The organism is Candidatus Roseilinea sp. NK_OTU-006, from assembly GCF_012931985.1.
GTDB lineage: Bacteria > Chloroflexota > Anaerolineae > J036 > Brachytrichaceae > JAAFGM01.
Genome location: NZ_JAAFGM010000026.1, coordinates 1 through 16,102, shown reverse-complemented (window position 1 = coordinate 16,102; position 16,102 = coordinate 1). Strand labels below are relative to the sequence as shown.

Sequence of the window (16,102 nt, the reverse complement as noted above, 5' to 3'; positions counted from 1 at the left end):
CAAGTTATGCGAGGCCGCGACGGTCGGCTTGTGGCAAGCGGTGCGGCGCGGGGGAGCGCGCGGCGACGGGCGCAGGCTGCGGCGCCAGGAGCGCGCGATAGTCATCCAACAATCCGTCGAGGACCGACGCCCATGTGCGCGGCTCGACGCGCGCGCGGCCGGCCTGCCCCATCTGCTTGGCTCGCGTCGGGTCTTGCACCAGTGCACGCACGGCAGCGACCAGCGCCTGGCAATCTTCCGGCTCGAACAGCAGCGCCGTCTCGCCATGCACAGCGCAATCCAGCAAGCCACCGGAGCGCGGCGCGACGACCGGCAGGCCGGATGCCATCGCCTCGAGCACGACATTGCCCAGCGTCTCGTTGGCGGCGGGGAAGACGAAGAGGTCTGCGCTGGCGTAGGCGGCGGCCAAGTCCTCGCCGCGCAACACACCGGTGAAGACGACCGGCGCGTCGAAGAACAGACGCTGCAACGCTGCACGCGCCGGCCCGTCGCCCACGATCGCCAGCCGAACATCCGGGAGGGCTTGCAGGGCGCGATAGATCCAATGCACGCGCTTCTCGCGCGAGAGCCGCCCGACGAACAGCAGCAGCGGGCGTTCCGGTTGCCCGCACGTCAGGCGGACGCGCCATGCTGCGCTGCGCTTGTCAGGATTGAAGAGGGCGGTATCCACACCGCGCCCCCACACCTTCAGCCGGCAATAGCCCTGGCGCGCCAATGCTTCCAGCGTCACCGACGAGGGGCACAAGTTGAGGTCGGCCTGGTTGTGCACCCAGCGCAGGTAGCGCGCCACCCACCGGGCCGGCCAGGTATAGCCCCAACGCATCATGAAGCCCGGCGCGTCGGTGTGATACGACGCCACGACCGGCACGCGCATCGCGCGCGCCCGGCGGATCGCCGCCAGACCCAGCGTGACGGGATTGAGCGTATGCACCAGGTCGGGCGCGAAGTCGCGCAGCGGCCCGGCGATGGGTGCCAACGGCGAGATCAGCTTGAAATCTGGATACATCGGCAAGCGTCGGCCGGGCAATCCAATCACCGGCGTATGCGCATAGCGCGCCGGGCTGCCCTCCGGCGCGAACAAGATACTCTCGTGCCCGCGCGCTGCCAGGTGATCGAGCAAGCGGCACAACGTGTTCGTCACACCGTCCACGCGCGGCAGGAAGGTCTCGGTAAATAGGGCAATGCGCATCGCGTCCTTGATCAGCGCAGCACAATCCAGGCGACAGCGACGCCGAGCATCGCACCGGCCAGCACTTGTAAGACGTCGTGTCGCTTCAACCACACGCGCGCCCAGGCCACCGCCGGCACAGCAGCGCAAAACGGCAAGCTGCCGGCGCCGAACAGCGTCCAAGTCAACACAGCGAGCGCCCCCATCGCGGCGCAATGCGCGCTGATCTTCCAGCGCAGGGTCGCCAAGAACAGCGCAGCGGACTGGATGACGTTGATCAGGGCTATCTGCTGCAGCAGGCGCGGCGCATGGGTCCATTGCAGCGCCAGCGCAGCCAGCGCCATGCACGCCGTGGCGACGCAATATGGCTTGAGGCGCTGGCGCCGGTTCGGCAGTTGCATGTCGGTGATCTCGCCGCGCCGCACCATGTAGGCTACGTAGAGGGTGGGCAGCAGGACGGCAAGCACCAGATACCCTGCGCCCCACAGCCAGGCTGCGACGCTGGCCAGGACAAGCGCGGCGACGAGCACACTGAAGGCGCCGACGATGGGGGGATGGGTGGCGTTGGAGATCCAACCGGCGACGCGGTCGAGGCGCAGCCGGCGCAGGGGCGGCGCAAACAGCGCATCGGGCGCAACTTGGCCGGACACAGCGGGATACGACATGGTTGCTTACCTTTGCCAAGAAAGCACAATATCGCTCTAGCGTTAAGCTCAGCTTGCCTCTCCGTTAACAACAGATTAGCCGACTGCATGGTTCAGGATAGCGGGCGGATTCATCGTCTGTTGCGCCGGAGACTGCCTCGGGCTTAAATAAGGTCATGAGTGAAGTCGCATCGCTTCCCGTCGCCGTCATCACCGGCGCAGCCGGCGGCATCGGCAAAGGCTGCGCTGACCAACTCGCCGCCGATGGCTACGCCGTCGTGATCGCCGACCTGCGCGATGACGCTGCGCGAGCAACCGCCGAGACGTTCGTCGCGCAGGGCCGACCGGCCTTGGCGCTGCCGGTGGACATCACCGACCCCGACGCGTGCGCCGCCATGATCGCCCGAACCGTTGAGGCGTTCGGGCGGGTGGATGTGCTGGTGAACAGCGCCGGCATCAGCCGGCCCGAGCCGTCGCTCGATGTGTCGCCCGAGAACTGGCGACGCATGATCGAGGTGCAGCTCAACGGCGTGTTCTTCGCCTCTCAGGCCGCCGGCCGACAGATGGTCAAGCAGGGCTGGGGCGGCTGCATCGTGAACATCTCCTCGATCAACGCCGAGGCCGCCTTTCCCATGCGCACGGCCTATGCGTGCGCCAAAGCCGGCGTCAACATGATGACCAAGACGTTGGCCATTGAGTGGGCGCAATACGGCATCCGCGTCAACGCCGTTGGGCCGTGCCACACCGAGACCGACATGACGTTCGAGAACATTCGACGGGGCGTGGTGAGCGTAGAGGCGTTGAAAAGGCGCATCCCGCTGGGACGGCTGGCGACAGTCGCGGACGTCGCCAACGCCGTATCCTTTCTGTGCTCGCCCAAGGCGGCCTTCATCACCGGTCACGCGCTCTACGTGGACGGCGGCTACCTGGCGTTCGGTTATTGGTGAAACGGATCGGCGATGCCGGAGCGGCTCGCCGCATTGCGCAACGCCGACGCGCTCAGCGATAATCCATCCCTATGATCCAACAAGCCATCGCCAAGCTGTTCACCCACACTTCGCTCACGGCTGAAGAGGCCGAGGAAGCGATGAACGACATCATGCGCGGCGCGGCTACGCCGGCGCAGATCGGCGCTTACCTGGCCGCGCTGCATATGAAGGGCGAATCCGCCGATGAGATCGTGGGCAGCATGCGAGCGCTGCGGGCGCACATGGCGCGCATCCCCACCCATCAGCCCAGGCTGATTGACGTGGTCGGCACCGGCGGCGACCGCTCCAACACCTTCAACATCAGCACAACGGCTGCATTTGTGGTGGCCGGCGCTGGCGTGCCGGTGGCCAAACATGGCAATCGCGCCGCATCGTCGCAAAGCGGCAGCGCCGACGTGCTCCACGCGCTGGGCGTGAAAGTGGATCTGACGCCGGAGCAGGTCGGCCGTTGCATAGACGAAATCGGCATCGGCTTCGCCTTCGCGCCGGTGCACCATCCCGCCATGAAGAACGTCGCCGGCGCGCGCCGCGAGATCGGCCAGCGCACCCTCTTCAACATCATCGGCCCGGCCACCAATCCCGCCCTCGCCCGCCATCACTTGCTCGGCGTGTGGGATTGGCGCTACGTGCGCCTGATGGCCGATGTGCTGGTGCAACTGGAGGACGCGCACGCCCTGGTCGTCAGCGGCTCGTCGCCGCAGGTGACCGGCATTGACGAGCTGACGACCGTTGGCCCCAACAGGGTCGCCGAAGTGCGCGACGGCCGGGTCACGGAGTATCCACTCGACGCGCTGGATTACGGCTTCAAACCGGCGACGCTCGATGACCTGGGCGGCGGCTCGCCGGACTTCAACGCGGCCATCACCCGCGCCATCCTCTCCGGCGAGGACGTGCAGGCGCGCTGCGATGTGGTGCTGTTGAATGCGGGCGCGGCGCTCTACGCCGCCGATGCTGCGCCGGACATCGCGACCGGCATCGAGATGGCGCGCGAGAGCATCCGCAGCGGGGCCGCGCTGAAGAAGCTCGAAGCGCTGATTGCGCTGAGTCAGAAGCTGGGCGGCGATTCAAGCGTCGCTTCACGTTAGCCCGCGTCCTGCGACGTGGCGCGCGTCACGCGTCGTCGGTCAAGCTGCGCCTTGACGCGCATCGGCAGGCCATAGAGCTTCACGAAGCCGTCGGCGTCGTCGTGGTCGTAAGCCGCGTCGGTGTTGAAGGTGGCGAGGTCTTCGCGGTAGAGCGAATAGGCGGCGCGGCGCTGCACGACCATCGCGTTGCCCTTGAACAGCTTGACGCGCGCGCTGCCGGTGACGTCGCGCTGAGTGACGGTGACGAAGGCCTGCAGCGCGTCGCGCAACGGCGTGAACCACTGGCCGTTATAGACCACCTCAGCGTACTTGAGCGCCACCATCTGCTTGAAGTGCATGGTCTCGCGGTCGAGCGTGATCTCTTCCAGGCTTTGATGGGCGACGCGCAGGATGATGCCGCCGGGGGCTTCGTCCAGCCGGCGCACCTTCATGCCGATCAAGCGGTTCTCCACCAGATCGGCGCGGCCGATGCCGTGCAGCGAGCCGATCTCGTTCAGCCGCTCGATGAGCGCGGCGCCGCCCAGCGCGACGCCGTTCAGCCGTTTCGGTATGCCGTTGATGAACTCGACTTCGACGTACTCCGGCTGATCGGGCGTCTCTTCGATGGCGTTCGTCCATTCCCATAAGCACTCCTCCGGCTCGTACTCCAAGTCCTCCAGCCGGCCGCCTTCATGGCTGAAGTGCCAGAGGTTCTCGTCCGTCGTGTACACGCCTTTCTCGTATTCGCCCAGCGGCACGCCGCGCGAGCGGGCGTATTCATAGACCTCCTGCCAACCGTTGAACGCCCACTCGCGCCAGGGCGCGATGACGCGCAGTTTGGGGTTCATCGCCATATAGGTCAGCTCGAAGCGCACCTGATCGTTGCCTTTGCCGGTCGCGCCGTGCGCCACGGCGTCCGCGCCTTCGGCTTCGGCCACGGCCACCTGATGCTTGGCGATGAGCGGGCGCGAGATGGAAGCACCGAGCAAATACTTGTTCTCGTAGATCGCGCCGCTTTGGATCAGCGGGAAGAGATATTCGTTGGCGAACTCATCGCGCAAGTCTTTGATGATGACCTTGCTCGCGCCAGTGCGCAATGCTTTCTGCCGGATGGCCTCAAAGTCCTCGCGCTGGCCGATGTCGGCGACGAAGCAGATCACCTCGCAGCCATAGTGTTCGATCAGCCACGGCACGCTGGCCGACGAATCAAGCCCGCCGTTGTAGGCCAGCACCACCTTGCGCACATCGCGCTTGGGAACGGCGAAGCCCTGCGCGCGATGGGCCTTGACCTCTTCGGTCAGCCGGGCGACTGTCTCCAGCGGGATGAGGTTCTCGCGGCTGACGCCGCGCCGCGCGATGCGCCCTGCCTGGATGGCTTGTAGCACGCGCTCACGATCCTCAGGTGTGACGCGAATGGCGCCGGGTTCGCCTTGCTGCAACGGCATCATCACGGCGACCTCGTCGCAGTTCTCCAGCATCGGGCAGGCGACGCAGTCGTTCCATACCTTCTCGGGAAAGAAGGCTTTGGGCGCTACGGTGAAGCCGCACCTTTCAAAAAAACCGACGACGCGGGTGAGCGCGAAGATGGTGCCGAACCGGCGCCGGCGCGCTTCTTCAACCAGGGCCGCAACGAGGCGCTGACCGATGCCGGCCCCGCGCGCCGCTTCGTCCACCGCCAGCGAACGCAGCTCGACCAGCGTGGCGTTCATCGGCAGGAGCGAACCACAGCCGACGATCCTGGATGGAGCGCCGAGCGCGTCCGGTCCGGCCTCCGACGATCCTTCGTCTAGGGCCACTTGCACGGCGACGAGGAAATTGCCGATGTGCGCGCGCACGCTCGCCTCGTCGCGCGGCAGTAGGCCGCCCTTGCGCGCGTTCTGCGCGATCAGCATGACGATGGCCGGCACATCGTCGAGCGTCGCGGGTCGAATGATGACGGTCACGGCAACCGGCCCTCTAGCCCTCCAGATCCGTGATCCACTCGCCGTCATCGCCGGGGGGCTTGGGCTGAGGCCCAGGCGACGCGGACCGCGCAGTGGCTTCCAGCAAGCCCAATTCGGCGCCGCCATCTAGGTTCAGCACGCCGGCCCGGGCATACACGCCCAGCTTCTCCCGGCTATCGGCAATATCGAGGTTGCGCATGGTCAGTTGGCCGATGCGATCGAGCGGGCCGAACTCGGCTTGGCCGCTCTCCATGCTCAGCCGTTCGGGATGGTACGTCAGGTGCGGGCCGGTGGTGTTCAGGATGGTGTAGTCGTCGCCGCGGCGCAGCTCGAGCGTGACCGTGCCGGTGACCGCTTTGCCCACCCAGCGTTGCAGGCTCTCGCGCAACATCATGGCTTGTGGGTCGAACCAGCGGCCCTCGTACAGTTTGCGCCCCAGCCGGCGGCCCAGCGTGCGGTAGTTCTCGATGGTGTCCTCGTTGTGGATGGCCGTGACCAGCCGCTCGTAGACGATGAACAGCAGCGCCATGCCGGGCGCTTCATACACGCCCCGGCTCTTAGCCTCGATGATGCGGTTCTCGATCTGGTCACTCATGCCCAAACCGTGCCGGCCGCCGATCTTGTTCGCCTCCATCACCAGCGCCACCGGGTCGCGATATTCACGCCCGTTGATCTCGACCGGCATGCCCTCGTAGAAGGTGACTTTGACCACCTCCGGCTCGATCTTCACGGCCGGGTCCCAGAACCGTACTCCCATCATGGGATTGACGATGTAGGCGCTGGCGTCCAGAAATTCCAGGTGTTTGGCTTCGTGCGTGCACCCCCAAATGTTGGCATCTGTGGAGTATGCCTTCTCGGCCGACATGCGGTATTTGAAGCCGCGCCGCTCCAGCCACTCGCTCATCTCTTTGCGACCGCCCAGCTCGGCGACGAACTCCGGGTCGAGCCACGGCTTGTAGATGCGCAGGTTGGGATTCACCAGCAAGCCGTAACGGTAGAAGCGCTCGATGTCGTTGCCTTTGTAAGTGCTGCCGTCGCCCCAGATGTTGACGCCGTCTTCCTTCATGGCGTTTACCAGCATGGTGCCGGTCACGGCGCGGCCCAGCGGCGTGGTGTTGAAGTAGGTCTTGCCGGCGGTGCTGATGTGAAAAGCGCCACACTGCAATGCTACGAGTCCCTCTTGAACCAGTTGCCTGCGACAATCCACCAACACGGCTTTCTCCGCGCCGTGTTTGAGCGCGCGCTCGGGGATTTCCTCGTAGTTCGGCTCATCCGGCTGGCCGAGGTTGGCGGTGTAGGCGTATGGGATGCCTCCTTTCTCGCGCATCCAGGTGACGGCCGCGCTGGTGTCGAGGCCGCCGCTGAACGCGATGCCGATCTTTTCGCCTTTGGGGAGAGATTGCAAGATTCTTGACATGGTGCCGACTCAATCAAACTTTCAATAGCTGCCGAATAGGTAAATCGCTTGTGCCGTGGGAAAGTCGCGCCGAATGATCTCGACGAATCCCTTGACCTGCTCCGCTGCCTGTGTATCCGCATTCACCGTTAGACCCCTCCGACGCGCGATGCGGGCAACGCGAACACCGTCCCATCGCCGCTGGCCAGCCCGGCCAAGTTGGTAATGCGCACGCGACGCACGCCGGCGCTGAGCGCCTCCAGCGCCGTGCGCACCTTAGGGATCATGCCGCCGGAGATTGCGCCGTCGGCGATCATGGCTTCGGCTCGGGCCGCGGAGAGATCGGGAATGAGCGAGCCGCCTCGATCGAGCACCCCCGGCACGTTGGTCACGAACGTGAGCATGCCGGCGTCCACCGCGACGGCGATCGCGCCGGCGATGTGATCGGCGTTGACGTTGTAGATCTCGCCGTCGGCGCCCAGCGACATCGGCGCAATCACCGGTGTGAGGCCCTGCGCGAGCCATGCGGCGATCAACGACGCGCGCACGCTGACGGGCCGACCGACGAACCCGAGGGCGTCGTTGAGGCGCGCCACGCGGACTAAGCCGGCGTCGAGGCCGCTGAGGCCGATGGCGTCCACGCCCTGCCCAATCAGGGCGGCGACCAGTTTTTTGTTTGCCAGCCCGCTTAATGCCATCAGCGCCGCGTCGCGCGTCCGGGCGTCGGTCACCCGCAGGCCCTCCACGAACTGCGTCGGCGCATCCATCATCGCCAGCAGTTGGGTCAGCGCCTTGCCGCCGCCGTGCGCGATGATCGGCTGCGCTCCGGCGCGCTTCATCCGCGCGATGGACCCGGCGAACTGCGCCACGAAGGCCGGATCGTCCAGCTCGCCGCCGCCGACTTTGATCACTTGCGCACCGGCCGGACGAGCCGGCGATAAGTCGAGGCCCAGGTAGATGAGGCCGGGGACGGTCGAAGGCTTGAAGGGCGGGATCTCGGTGAAGCCGAGTCGGCGATACAGCGCGACGGCGTCCTCGGCATCGGCCCAGGTGCTGATGACCACCTGCGCAAATCCGCGCGCGCGCGCAATCGCGATGATGTGTTGCGCGAGCGCGCGCGCGACCCCCTGGCGACGATATTCCGGGCGCACATAGACGCGCTTCATCTCGACCAGCGCCGGCGTGTGCTGCGTCCAGGCCGCCGTGGCGATGGGTTGGCCATTGCACAGCGCCAGGAACATCCCGCCGTGCGGTGCCGCGTAGCGCCCAGGCAGGTCTTGCAAGTCCTGCGCCATGCGCTCGCTGAAGCTGTTCGGGCGCTCCTGGTAGTAGTCCATCAGCAGCGCGCGAAACTGCGCGATCTGCTCCGGCGAGGTGACCTCGATGATCTCGATGCTCATTGCAACCCCTCGCATTCGTCCAGGCCGAACATGACGTTCATGTTTTGCACGGCCTGGCCGCTTGCGCCCTTCACCAGGTTATCTATACAAGAGACGATTTGCAAGCGATCGGGCATGCCGGCGACCGGATGCACCGAAAGCACGGCGTAGTTCGTGTGCGCGGCGTGGGCGATCGTCGCAATCTGGCCCTTGGGCAACACGCGCACGAACGGTTCGCCCGCGTAGCGCTGCGCGAAGATCGCGTGCCAGTCCTGCCGCGCCGCCTCCGGCGTGAGCCGGACGTAGATCATGCTGAGCATGCCGCGCGAGATCGGCAAGAGGTGAGGGGAGAAGATCACGGAGATGGGAGATGGGGGGTTAGAGATTGAATCTCCGGTCTCAAATCTCCAATCTGCACCTTGCCAGGCAGCGTTCAACTCCTGTTCGATCTCCGGCACGTGGCGGTGCACATGGCCGATGTTGTATGGGGCGAGCGATTCGTTCACTTCGACGAAATGGGTCGCCTGGGTTGGCTTGCGCCCCGCGCCGCTCACGCCGCTCTTGCTGTCGGCGATGATGACCGGATCGGCCAGTGCGCCCAGCTCTAACAACGGCAACAGGCCAAGGAGGATGCTGGTGGGATAGCAGCCGGGGTTGGCCACCAGTTGCGCGTCGGCGATGTCGCGCCGATAGACCTCGGGTAGGCCATAGATGGCCTCGGCCAGCAATTCGGGATGCGGGTGAGCGTGTTTATACCACTCGGCGTAGGTTGCGGCGTCGCGCAATCGGAAGTCCGCCGAGAAGTCCACGACGCGCTTGCCGGCCGTCAACGCCCGCTTGCACAACTCGGCGCTGGCGCCGTGCGGCAGGCACGAGAACACGAGGTCCACTTCATCCAGCGGCGCATCGTCTGCCGCAACGAGGGTCAAGTCGAACAGGCAAGGCATCACCTCGCTCAGCTTTGCGCCGGCGTGGCTTTCGCTGTGCGCAAAGACGATGCGCGCGCGGCGATGCCGCGCCAGCCATCTGACCAGTTCCGCGCCGGTGTAGCCGGTCGCCCCGAAGATTCCCACCTTGATCATCTTTCGTTGGTGATTGAGCTGCTCAGCCGATAGAACAAAGGATGCGTGCCAAAATGGAAAGCCCCCAACACCGCGCCGTGTGTCAGGGGCTTCGCTGCGAAACCGAGCGCAATCGAGACTAGCCTCGTCGCGCGCGCGCGCATGCGCCGGACACACGGCCCATGGAACGCGGACGACGGAAGCGGATCTCGAAAGCCACCATTTCGCCGCGCATTATATGAGGATGAGCGCACATGTCAACGCAGTGCGGCGGCGCGCGCCGGGCGCGCGCAAAGTGTGCCCGCGCCCGGACAACGCGTTAGACGACGTGGAGAACTCTGATACGATTGGGCCGGCGCTGCATCGGCTATCGCCAGCCACTAACCTAGCCATGAACAACGCGCACCCTCATCCCATCGCCGGCGTCTTGCCCGTCTTCCAAACGCCCTACCACGAGGACGAAACAATTGACTTTGAGACGTTGGAGAAAGAAATTCACTGGCTCTTCGATCAGGGCGCGGATGGCATCGTCATGGCGATGGTATCGGAGACGCTGCGGCTAAGCAGCGACGAGCGCCGCGCGCTGGCCGAAGCGGCCTGCGCCATCGGTGGCCCGCGCGGCGCGGTGATCATCAGCGTTGGCGCAGAATCCAGCCGAGTCGCCGAGGACTTGGCCCGCCACGCCGAGGCCGTCGGCGCGGATGCGGTGATGGCCATCCCGCCGCTAGCGACCCATGCCGACGAGTCTGAAATCGGGCGCTATTACGCGCGCATCCTCAGCGCCGTCTCTATTCCGGTCATCGTGCAAGATGCGAGCGGCTACGTCGGCCGGCCCATGTCCATCGCGCTACAAGCCGACCTGTTCAACACACATGGCCCGCGCGTGATGTTCAAGCCGGAGGCGCACCCCATCGGGCCGCGCCTGAGCGAACTGCGCTATGCCACCGGCGGCCGCGCCCGCATCTTCGAGGGTTCTGGCGGCGCAGCGCTGACCGACAGCTACGCCCGCGGCATCGCCGGCGTCATGCCCGGCGCCGACTTGGTGGACGTGATCGTCGCGTTGTGGCGCGCGCTCAAGGCCGGCGACGCGCATATGGCCAATCGGCTCTCTGCCCCGCTCAGCGCGCTGGTCGGTCGCTTGACGAACCTGGACGCCTTTCTGGCCGTGGAGAAGCACCTGCTTGTCAAACGTGGTGTGTTCAAGAACGCGATCGTGCGCGGGCCGGTCGGCTATCGCCTGGACGCCGACCTGCGCGGTGAAGTGGATCGCTTGTTCGACGAGCTGCAAGCGGTCTTGTCGGATGCTGCTTCCGCCGACCTGCGGCGCGCGTCGCGCACAGTGTGAGGGCGCATCGCGCGCCCCGGCCCCCCAGCCGCGCTTGACACATGGGTACATCCTCGTTACATTTCCGTCTGACATGCGCGTATCGTTCTATGCCGGTCGGCGCGTCGCCTGGTTGCGCTTTCATGCGGAGTCCGGCGAGTTCATCCTTCAGAAAGACTGGGATCAGTATGAGAACTGTGCGCAGTGCCATGGGCGCGCTGAGATAGACGAAACGCCGGAAGGCGATTTGATTTGTCATATCTGTCGCGCTATGCTCCCCCGTCCGGCAACCTGATAAAGCCAGCCGCTCGGCAAGCGTGTCTTGCCATGCCTCTCACCTGAAGCGCCGCGCTTAAGACCTATCCCTCAGATATCTGCCCGAATGCCGCGCTGTGATCCATGCTGCTGTAGAATGAGATTGTGCAGGTCGAGTCGCAGCAGGAGCGGGCTGAGCAAAAACTTAAGCGCTATTTCCCTCCCCAGCAAGCCGAAGTGCTGGCGGAGGTGATTACGGACGCCTATAACAGCCTGGTCAAGACCAGTGACTTCAATGAGCTGAAGGCCATTGTCGCTCAACTCGCGCAGGCGCAGCAGCGCACCGAGCAGCGCATGGAGGAGCTGGCGCAGGCGCAACAGCGCACCGAGCAGCACATGAATATGTTGGCCATGCGCATGGATGAGCTTGCCCAGGAGATGAAACTGTTTGCGCGGGGGCTGACTCAGGTGCGGGCTGATCTGGGCGGGTTGTCTCGCAGTGTTGGGTATGCGCTGGAGAACGAGGCGTATCGCATGCTGCCGGCTTTTCTGCTGCGACAACACAACTTGCAAGTGATCGATCGTCTGGTGCGCACCGAGATAGCCGGCGAAGAGATCAACATCTTCGGCAAAGCGCGTCGCAACGACCAGGAGCTTTTAATCGTGGGCGAGACCAAACTGCAACTGGACGAACGGCGCTCGAATCGCCAGGAAGAGAACGAGACGCTGGCGCAACTTGCCCGGAAAGTGGCGGTGGTGCGCCGGTCCCATCCCGGCCTGGAGATTGTCCCGCTGATTATCACGCACTTTGCCCGGCCATCGTTTGTGCGGCGCGCTGCCGAGCGGGGCGTCATCGTCGTGCAAAGCTTTGAGTGGTAGCAGGCCGGCTTGCCTGGATTCATGGTCCCCTCGACATCGCACCGCACTCTCATGACGCCGCGCGCCCGCGCGCTGGTGGTTGGCCTGTTCTTCCTGGCGGCTTTTTTGCACGCCAACCTATGGGGCGCGATCATCCCGCTGTGGCAGATCCCGGATGAGGCGGCGCATTACGAGTATGTGCGGCTGCTGGTCAAGCTGGGCCGGCCTCCCACGCCGGCCGACGCCGACCCGGAACTCCAGGCGCAGATGTTGCGCTCGATGTGGGAGAACCGTTACTGGGAGTATCTGGGTTTTCGCCGCCCGGAGCAGCCGCCCAAGCGCATTTTGCCGGGGGGCTGGACCTCGGGCGGGGCGATTCCAGACACTGCGGTGATTGACGACGCCTATGTGTATGCCTTCAGCCAGTTGCAGAACAGCACGCCGGCCTATTACGCCATGTTGGCACCGGTGCAGGCGCTGGTGGTGCATTGGCCGATTGACGATCAGTTGCGCGCGTTGCGCCTGGCCTCGCGGGTGATTTTTGCGCTGGGGGTGGTGTTCATCGTGCTGACCGCCGGCGAGGTGATGGGCTGGCGCATTTGGCCGGTGCTGGGCGCCGGCGCCTTTGCCGTCTTGCAGCCGATGTTTGTGTACATCGGCAGCGGGGTGAACAATGACAACGGGGTGATGCTGTTTGCCTCGGCGGCGGCGTGGCAGTTGGCAGCCGGCTGGCGGCGCGGTTACCCCTGGCGGCGGGTGGCGTTGATCGCAGCGTTGATCGCGCTGGCGGTGCTGGCCAAGCGCACCGGGGTGTTTCTGGTGGCATGGGCGCCGCTGGTGCTGGGGGCATGGTGGTTGCGCCGCCGAGCGCCGGCAACGCGCCGGCGGGTGTTGCTGGCGGCCGGCGCCTTGGGAGTGAGCGTGCTGGCGTTGGCCGGCGCGCTTTACTTCGTCCCCGGCCCGGTCCCGGCCAACTGGCGCAGTGCGGCGCGCTGGGAGCCGGCCTGGACGCAGGAAGCAGCCCGCGATGGCGGGCGGGCGTTTCGCCTGCGCGCCGGCGCAGAACCTTCCGCCGCTTGGGTGCGCACTACTGTGCGGCGGCCGGTGGGCTTGGCCGATGGCGCCATGCTGACGCTGGAGGGCTGGGCGCTGGGACGGGCGGCAGTGCGGCTGGATGACGACGTGGGCAATACGGTGCGCGTCAGCCTAGAGGCCGCCGGCTGGCAGCCGCTGCGCGCGACTATGCCGCTGGACCCGCGCGCGACGCGCCTGACGGTGTGGCTGATGGCGGGCGCGCCGGGGCAGACGGCGTTGTTTGACGGCTTGGCGCTGCGCGCCGGTGACTTGCAGTTGCCCCTGCCCAATCCGTCTGCCGAGATGGCGCGGCCTGTGCTGGCCGAGCTGTTGCTGGCTGTGGCCGAGCCGTTGGGGGCGTATGGCCAGATGGTGCGTTTCGTCAATGACTATCGGGCCAACCTGGCGGCTTTTGGGGAACGCCTGCCGACGGCGATTGCGTTTGTGCAGCAGAGCTTCTGGGGCAAGTTTGGCATCTTTGCGCGGGCGGCCAATCCCACCATACACATGGGCTGGGTGACCTTGCTGGCGATGGGCGTTGGGGCGGCGTTTGCGTTGGCAGCGCGCGACGTGATCGCGCGCCGGCCTGATCCCGACGCGGCGGCGCTATTGGCGCTGTGGGGCGTAGGGCTGGGCTTGTTGGTGGCGCAGACCTTTGCGCCGCTGCTCAGCTTCGCCGCCGAGGGCACCTGGCTGCCGCAGGGCCGGTATCTGTTCGGGGGAATGGCGGTGCTGAGCCTGATGGTCGCGCCGTTGTCCCGAAACTGCCTTTTTGCTTTATCATGCGCCCTTATCTTAATCACGCTATGGATCATGACATTTGCGCAGACTGCGCGCTTTTTTTAAGAACATTTGAATTTGTGATCTCGCTCACACTTGGAGTAGCTTTATGCCAAAACTTGCGATTCCACTATGCTGGTTCTTTGGTCTAATGGCCCCTGTGATTGTATCTTGTCAATCCGGGAGGGATGCGCAATCCTCGACGCTCAGCCCTCTAGCAACGACGGAATTGCGTCCAGTCAGAGTGGTCACTGCGACGCCGTCTTCATCGTCGATGGATAGTGGCGGACGTTCAACGATGATTCTTCCCCCCTCCAACACGATGGCTTTTACGGGACGACCTGACATAGGAGGCCAGCTTGCTTTAGCAACCAACGAAGGGGGCGTGTTCCAAATCATGGTCATAGACTTTGCCACGGGTCAACGAAAGCGACTTACACAATCACCTGAGCCTGGTGATGCAGAACCTTTCTGGTCGCCCGATGGCCGTCGTGTGGCTTTTACAGCAGGTAAACTGCTGGGGGGTGAGTATCGCTATCATATCGAAAGTGTGGATCTGGATTTTAAGCGCCAAGTGCTCGTCACGGAAGGAGCCTACAATGGCGCTCCTGCCTATAGCCCAGATGGAAATAAATTAGTCTTTCATACAAACCGGGATGGAGATTTTGAGGTGTACCTAGCCAATGCTGATGGCAGCGATCAGGTAAATCTGTCCAACAATCCTGGGTTCAACGATGCTTCAGCAGTCTGGTCGCCGGATGGGAAGCTCATCCTCTTTGCTTCCGATCGTGGTGACGGTAATTTTCGACTCTATACAATGAAACCCGATGGAACTGAGCAACGCTTGTTGGTCAATTTGTCTGGTTACGCTTATGACCAAGGGAGATTCTCGCCGAGTGGTAATCGGATTGCAATAACAGTGCGGCAGGTTGCCGAGCTTGAAATTCACATTGCACTTGTTAACGCTGATGGTTCTAACTATCAGCAGATTACCTCTGGCCTTGGGCAGTTCCGTGATCCGTTCTGGATAGATGAGGATACCCTTTTGGTCAGCGCACGTCCCTCGCTGGAAGCAAATTGGCAAATTTATCTTCTAGAACTGGGTCAATCTGGTATCTTGCTGACCCCCATCACTTCTGGTCAAGCCGATCACCGCAATCCTGTGTGGATCAAATGACAACCCTACCGTATCGTCTGATGCGCGTCTCTCGCCTAGGCCTGGATTATATTCGTTCAGCGTGGGGGGGCCATCTTTACAGGTCTGTATTTACTCACGTAGAGATGTTTTGCCTGTTTGTTGGCTATCCACGGAGTGGGCACAGTCTGATTGGCTCTTTGATTGATGCCCATCCCGATGCAATAATTGCTCACGAACTTGACTCTCTTCGTTATGTAAATTTCGGATTTTCTCGCAATCAACTTTTTTGGCTGCTCTTAGACCAGTCTCGCACGTGCGCACAGCGAGGGCGAAAGTGGAGCGGCTACTCTTATGTGGTTCCTGGGCAGCATCAGGGCCGTTTCAGACAACTGCGCGTGATCGGCGACAAACGTGGAGGAGATACCAGTCGTCGTCTGGCCAATGATTTTGCTTTGCTTGACCGCTTACAACGTCGGGTCAGTGTACCGGTGAAGATCATTCATGTCGTGCGTCACCCGCTTGACAATATCACCACAATGGTTCTTCGTGGTGATGCCCCTTCTCTTGAGGGAGCGATTGATGCCTACAAGCTTATGGTGAATACCGTGCAGCGAGTCTTTCGTGCGGTCGGAGACATTTACTTCAAAACAGTCTGGTTGGATGATTTGACCAGCAAGCCGGAGCAAGTTATTCGTGAGCTGTGCACCTTTTTTAGTTTACAGCCGCATGAAGATTATGTGAAAGACTGTGCGAAAATCGTTTTCAAGCAGCCTAAACAAACCAGACATCAGTTATCTTGGTCTCCGCAGCAGCGTGATCTTCTTCGGCGCTTGGTAGAAGAGGTAGATTTCCTTGCGCGCTATGCTGAAGAGCTGGCCTAGGGAAGAGGTTAACCCAAGCGTGTAGCGCAGATTTGTGACAGTCACCGCCGGCGGCGCTGACCGATTGCGGCGCCTAGCCGATTGCTGTGCATTCACATAAGGTGGCGAGCATGGCTGCGGCGTGCCGCCGTTCCCCCCGATCAGATGT

The 16,102-nt window shown here is 63.7% G+C and carries 14 protein-coding genes; 8 read left to right on the top strand and 6 right to left on the bottom strand.

What is annotated here, in order from left to right:
- Positions 1-4: 4 nt before the first annotated feature.
- Complete coding sequence (locus GXH28_RS12180; protein ID WP_169239305.1) at positions 5-1,189, bottom strand: glycosyltransferase family 4 protein; 1,185 nt, start codon at positions 1,187-1,189, stop codon at positions 5-7.
- Positions 1,190-1,200: 11 nt separating this feature from the next.
- On the bottom strand, positions 1,201-1,833 hold the full coding sequence (locus tag GXH28_RS12175; protein WP_169239304.1) for a phosphatase PAP2 family protein: 633 nt from the start codon (positions 1,831-1,833) through the stop codon (positions 1,201-1,203).
- A gap of 155 nt (positions 1,834-1,988) precedes the next feature.
- Between GXH28_RS12175 and GXH28_RS12170 the strand changes: the two genes are divergently transcribed.
- Both GXH28_RS12170 and trpD read left to right on the top strand, forming a co-directional pair.
- Positions 1,989-2,759: an SDR family NAD(P)-dependent oxidoreductase gene (locus GXH28_RS12170; protein WP_169239303.1), complete on the top strand. Its 771-nt coding sequence runs from the start codon at positions 1,989-1,991 to the stop codon at positions 2,757-2,759.
- Positions 2,760-2,830: 71 nt separating this feature from the next.
- A complete protein-coding gene (trpD, locus tag GXH28_RS12165) occupies positions 2,831-3,886 on the top strand; it encodes an anthranilate phosphoribosyltransferase (protein ID WP_169239302.1) in 1,056 nt (351 codons plus the stop codon).
- On the opposite strand, the gene GXH28_RS16460 is transcribed toward trpD, so the two are convergent.
- From GXH28_RS16460 to argC, 4 genes are all read right to left on the bottom strand, one after another.
- Positions 3,883-5,808, bottom strand: coding sequence for an argininosuccinate synthase (locus tag GXH28_RS16460; protein WP_206156836.1), 1,926 nt, complete (start codon positions 5,806-5,808; stop codon positions 3,883-3,885). The two genes, trpD and GXH28_RS16460, sit on opposite strands and share 4 nt — an antisense overlap.
- A gap of 13 nt (positions 5,809-5,821) precedes the next feature.
- Entirely contained in the window at positions 5,822-7,225 is a 1,404-nt protein-coding gene (gene argG / locus GXH28_RS12155) for an argininosuccinate synthase (RefSeq protein WP_169239301.1), read from the bottom strand.
- Between the two features lie 128 nt (positions 7,226-7,353).
- Positions 7,354-8,604 carry an acetylglutamate kinase gene (gene argB, locus GXH28_RS12150; RefSeq protein ID WP_240550375.1) on the bottom strand — a complete coding sequence of 417 codons (1,251 nt, stop codon included), beginning with the start codon at positions 8,602-8,604 and terminating at the stop codon, positions 7,354-7,356.
- Positions 8,601-9,665, bottom strand: coding sequence for an N-acetyl-gamma-glutamyl-phosphate reductase (gene argC, locus GXH28_RS12145; RefSeq protein ID WP_169239299.1), 1,065 nt, complete (start codon positions 9,663-9,665; stop codon positions 8,601-8,603). The genes argB and argC overlap by 4 nt, the downstream gene beginning before the upstream one ends.
- Positions 9,666-9,888: 223 nt before the next feature.
- Between argC and GXH28_RS12140 the strand changes: the two genes are divergently transcribed.
- From GXH28_RS12140 to GXH28_RS12115, 6 genes are all read left to right on the top strand, one after another.
- Positions 9,889-10,989, top strand: coding sequence for a dihydrodipicolinate synthase family protein (locus GXH28_RS12140; RefSeq protein ID WP_240550374.1), 1,101 nt, complete (start codon positions 9,889-9,891; stop codon positions 10,987-10,989).
- Between the two features lie 73 nt (positions 10,990-11,062).
- The gene (locus GXH28_RS12135) at positions 11,063-11,263 is read left to right on the top strand and encodes a hypothetical protein (protein ID WP_169239298.1); all 201 of its coding nucleotides are present in this window, start codon (positions 11,063-11,065) and stop codon (positions 11,261-11,263) included.
- A gap of 125 nt (positions 11,264-11,388) precedes the next feature.
- Complete coding sequence (locus GXH28_RS12130; RefSeq protein ID WP_169239297.1) at positions 11,389-12,102, top strand: hypothetical protein; 714 nt, start codon at positions 11,389-11,391, stop codon at positions 12,100-12,102.
- 51 nt (positions 12,103-12,153) lie between these two features.
- Complete coding sequence (locus GXH28_RS12125) at positions 12,154-14,001, top strand: hypothetical protein (RefSeq protein ID WP_169239296.1); 1,848 nt, start codon at positions 12,154-12,156, stop codon at positions 13,999-14,001.
- Between the two features lie 232 nt (positions 14,002-14,233).
- Positions 14,234-15,112, top strand: coding sequence for a TolB family protein (locus GXH28_RS12120; protein ID WP_169239295.1), 879 nt, complete (start codon positions 14,234-14,236; stop codon positions 15,110-15,112).
- A 158-nt stretch (positions 15,113-15,270) separates the two neighbouring features.
- On the top strand, positions 15,271-15,954 hold the full coding sequence (locus GXH28_RS12115) for a hypothetical protein (RefSeq protein ID WP_169239294.1): 684 nt from the start codon (positions 15,271-15,273) through the stop codon (positions 15,952-15,954).
- Positions 15,955-16,102: the final 148 nt, after the last annotated feature.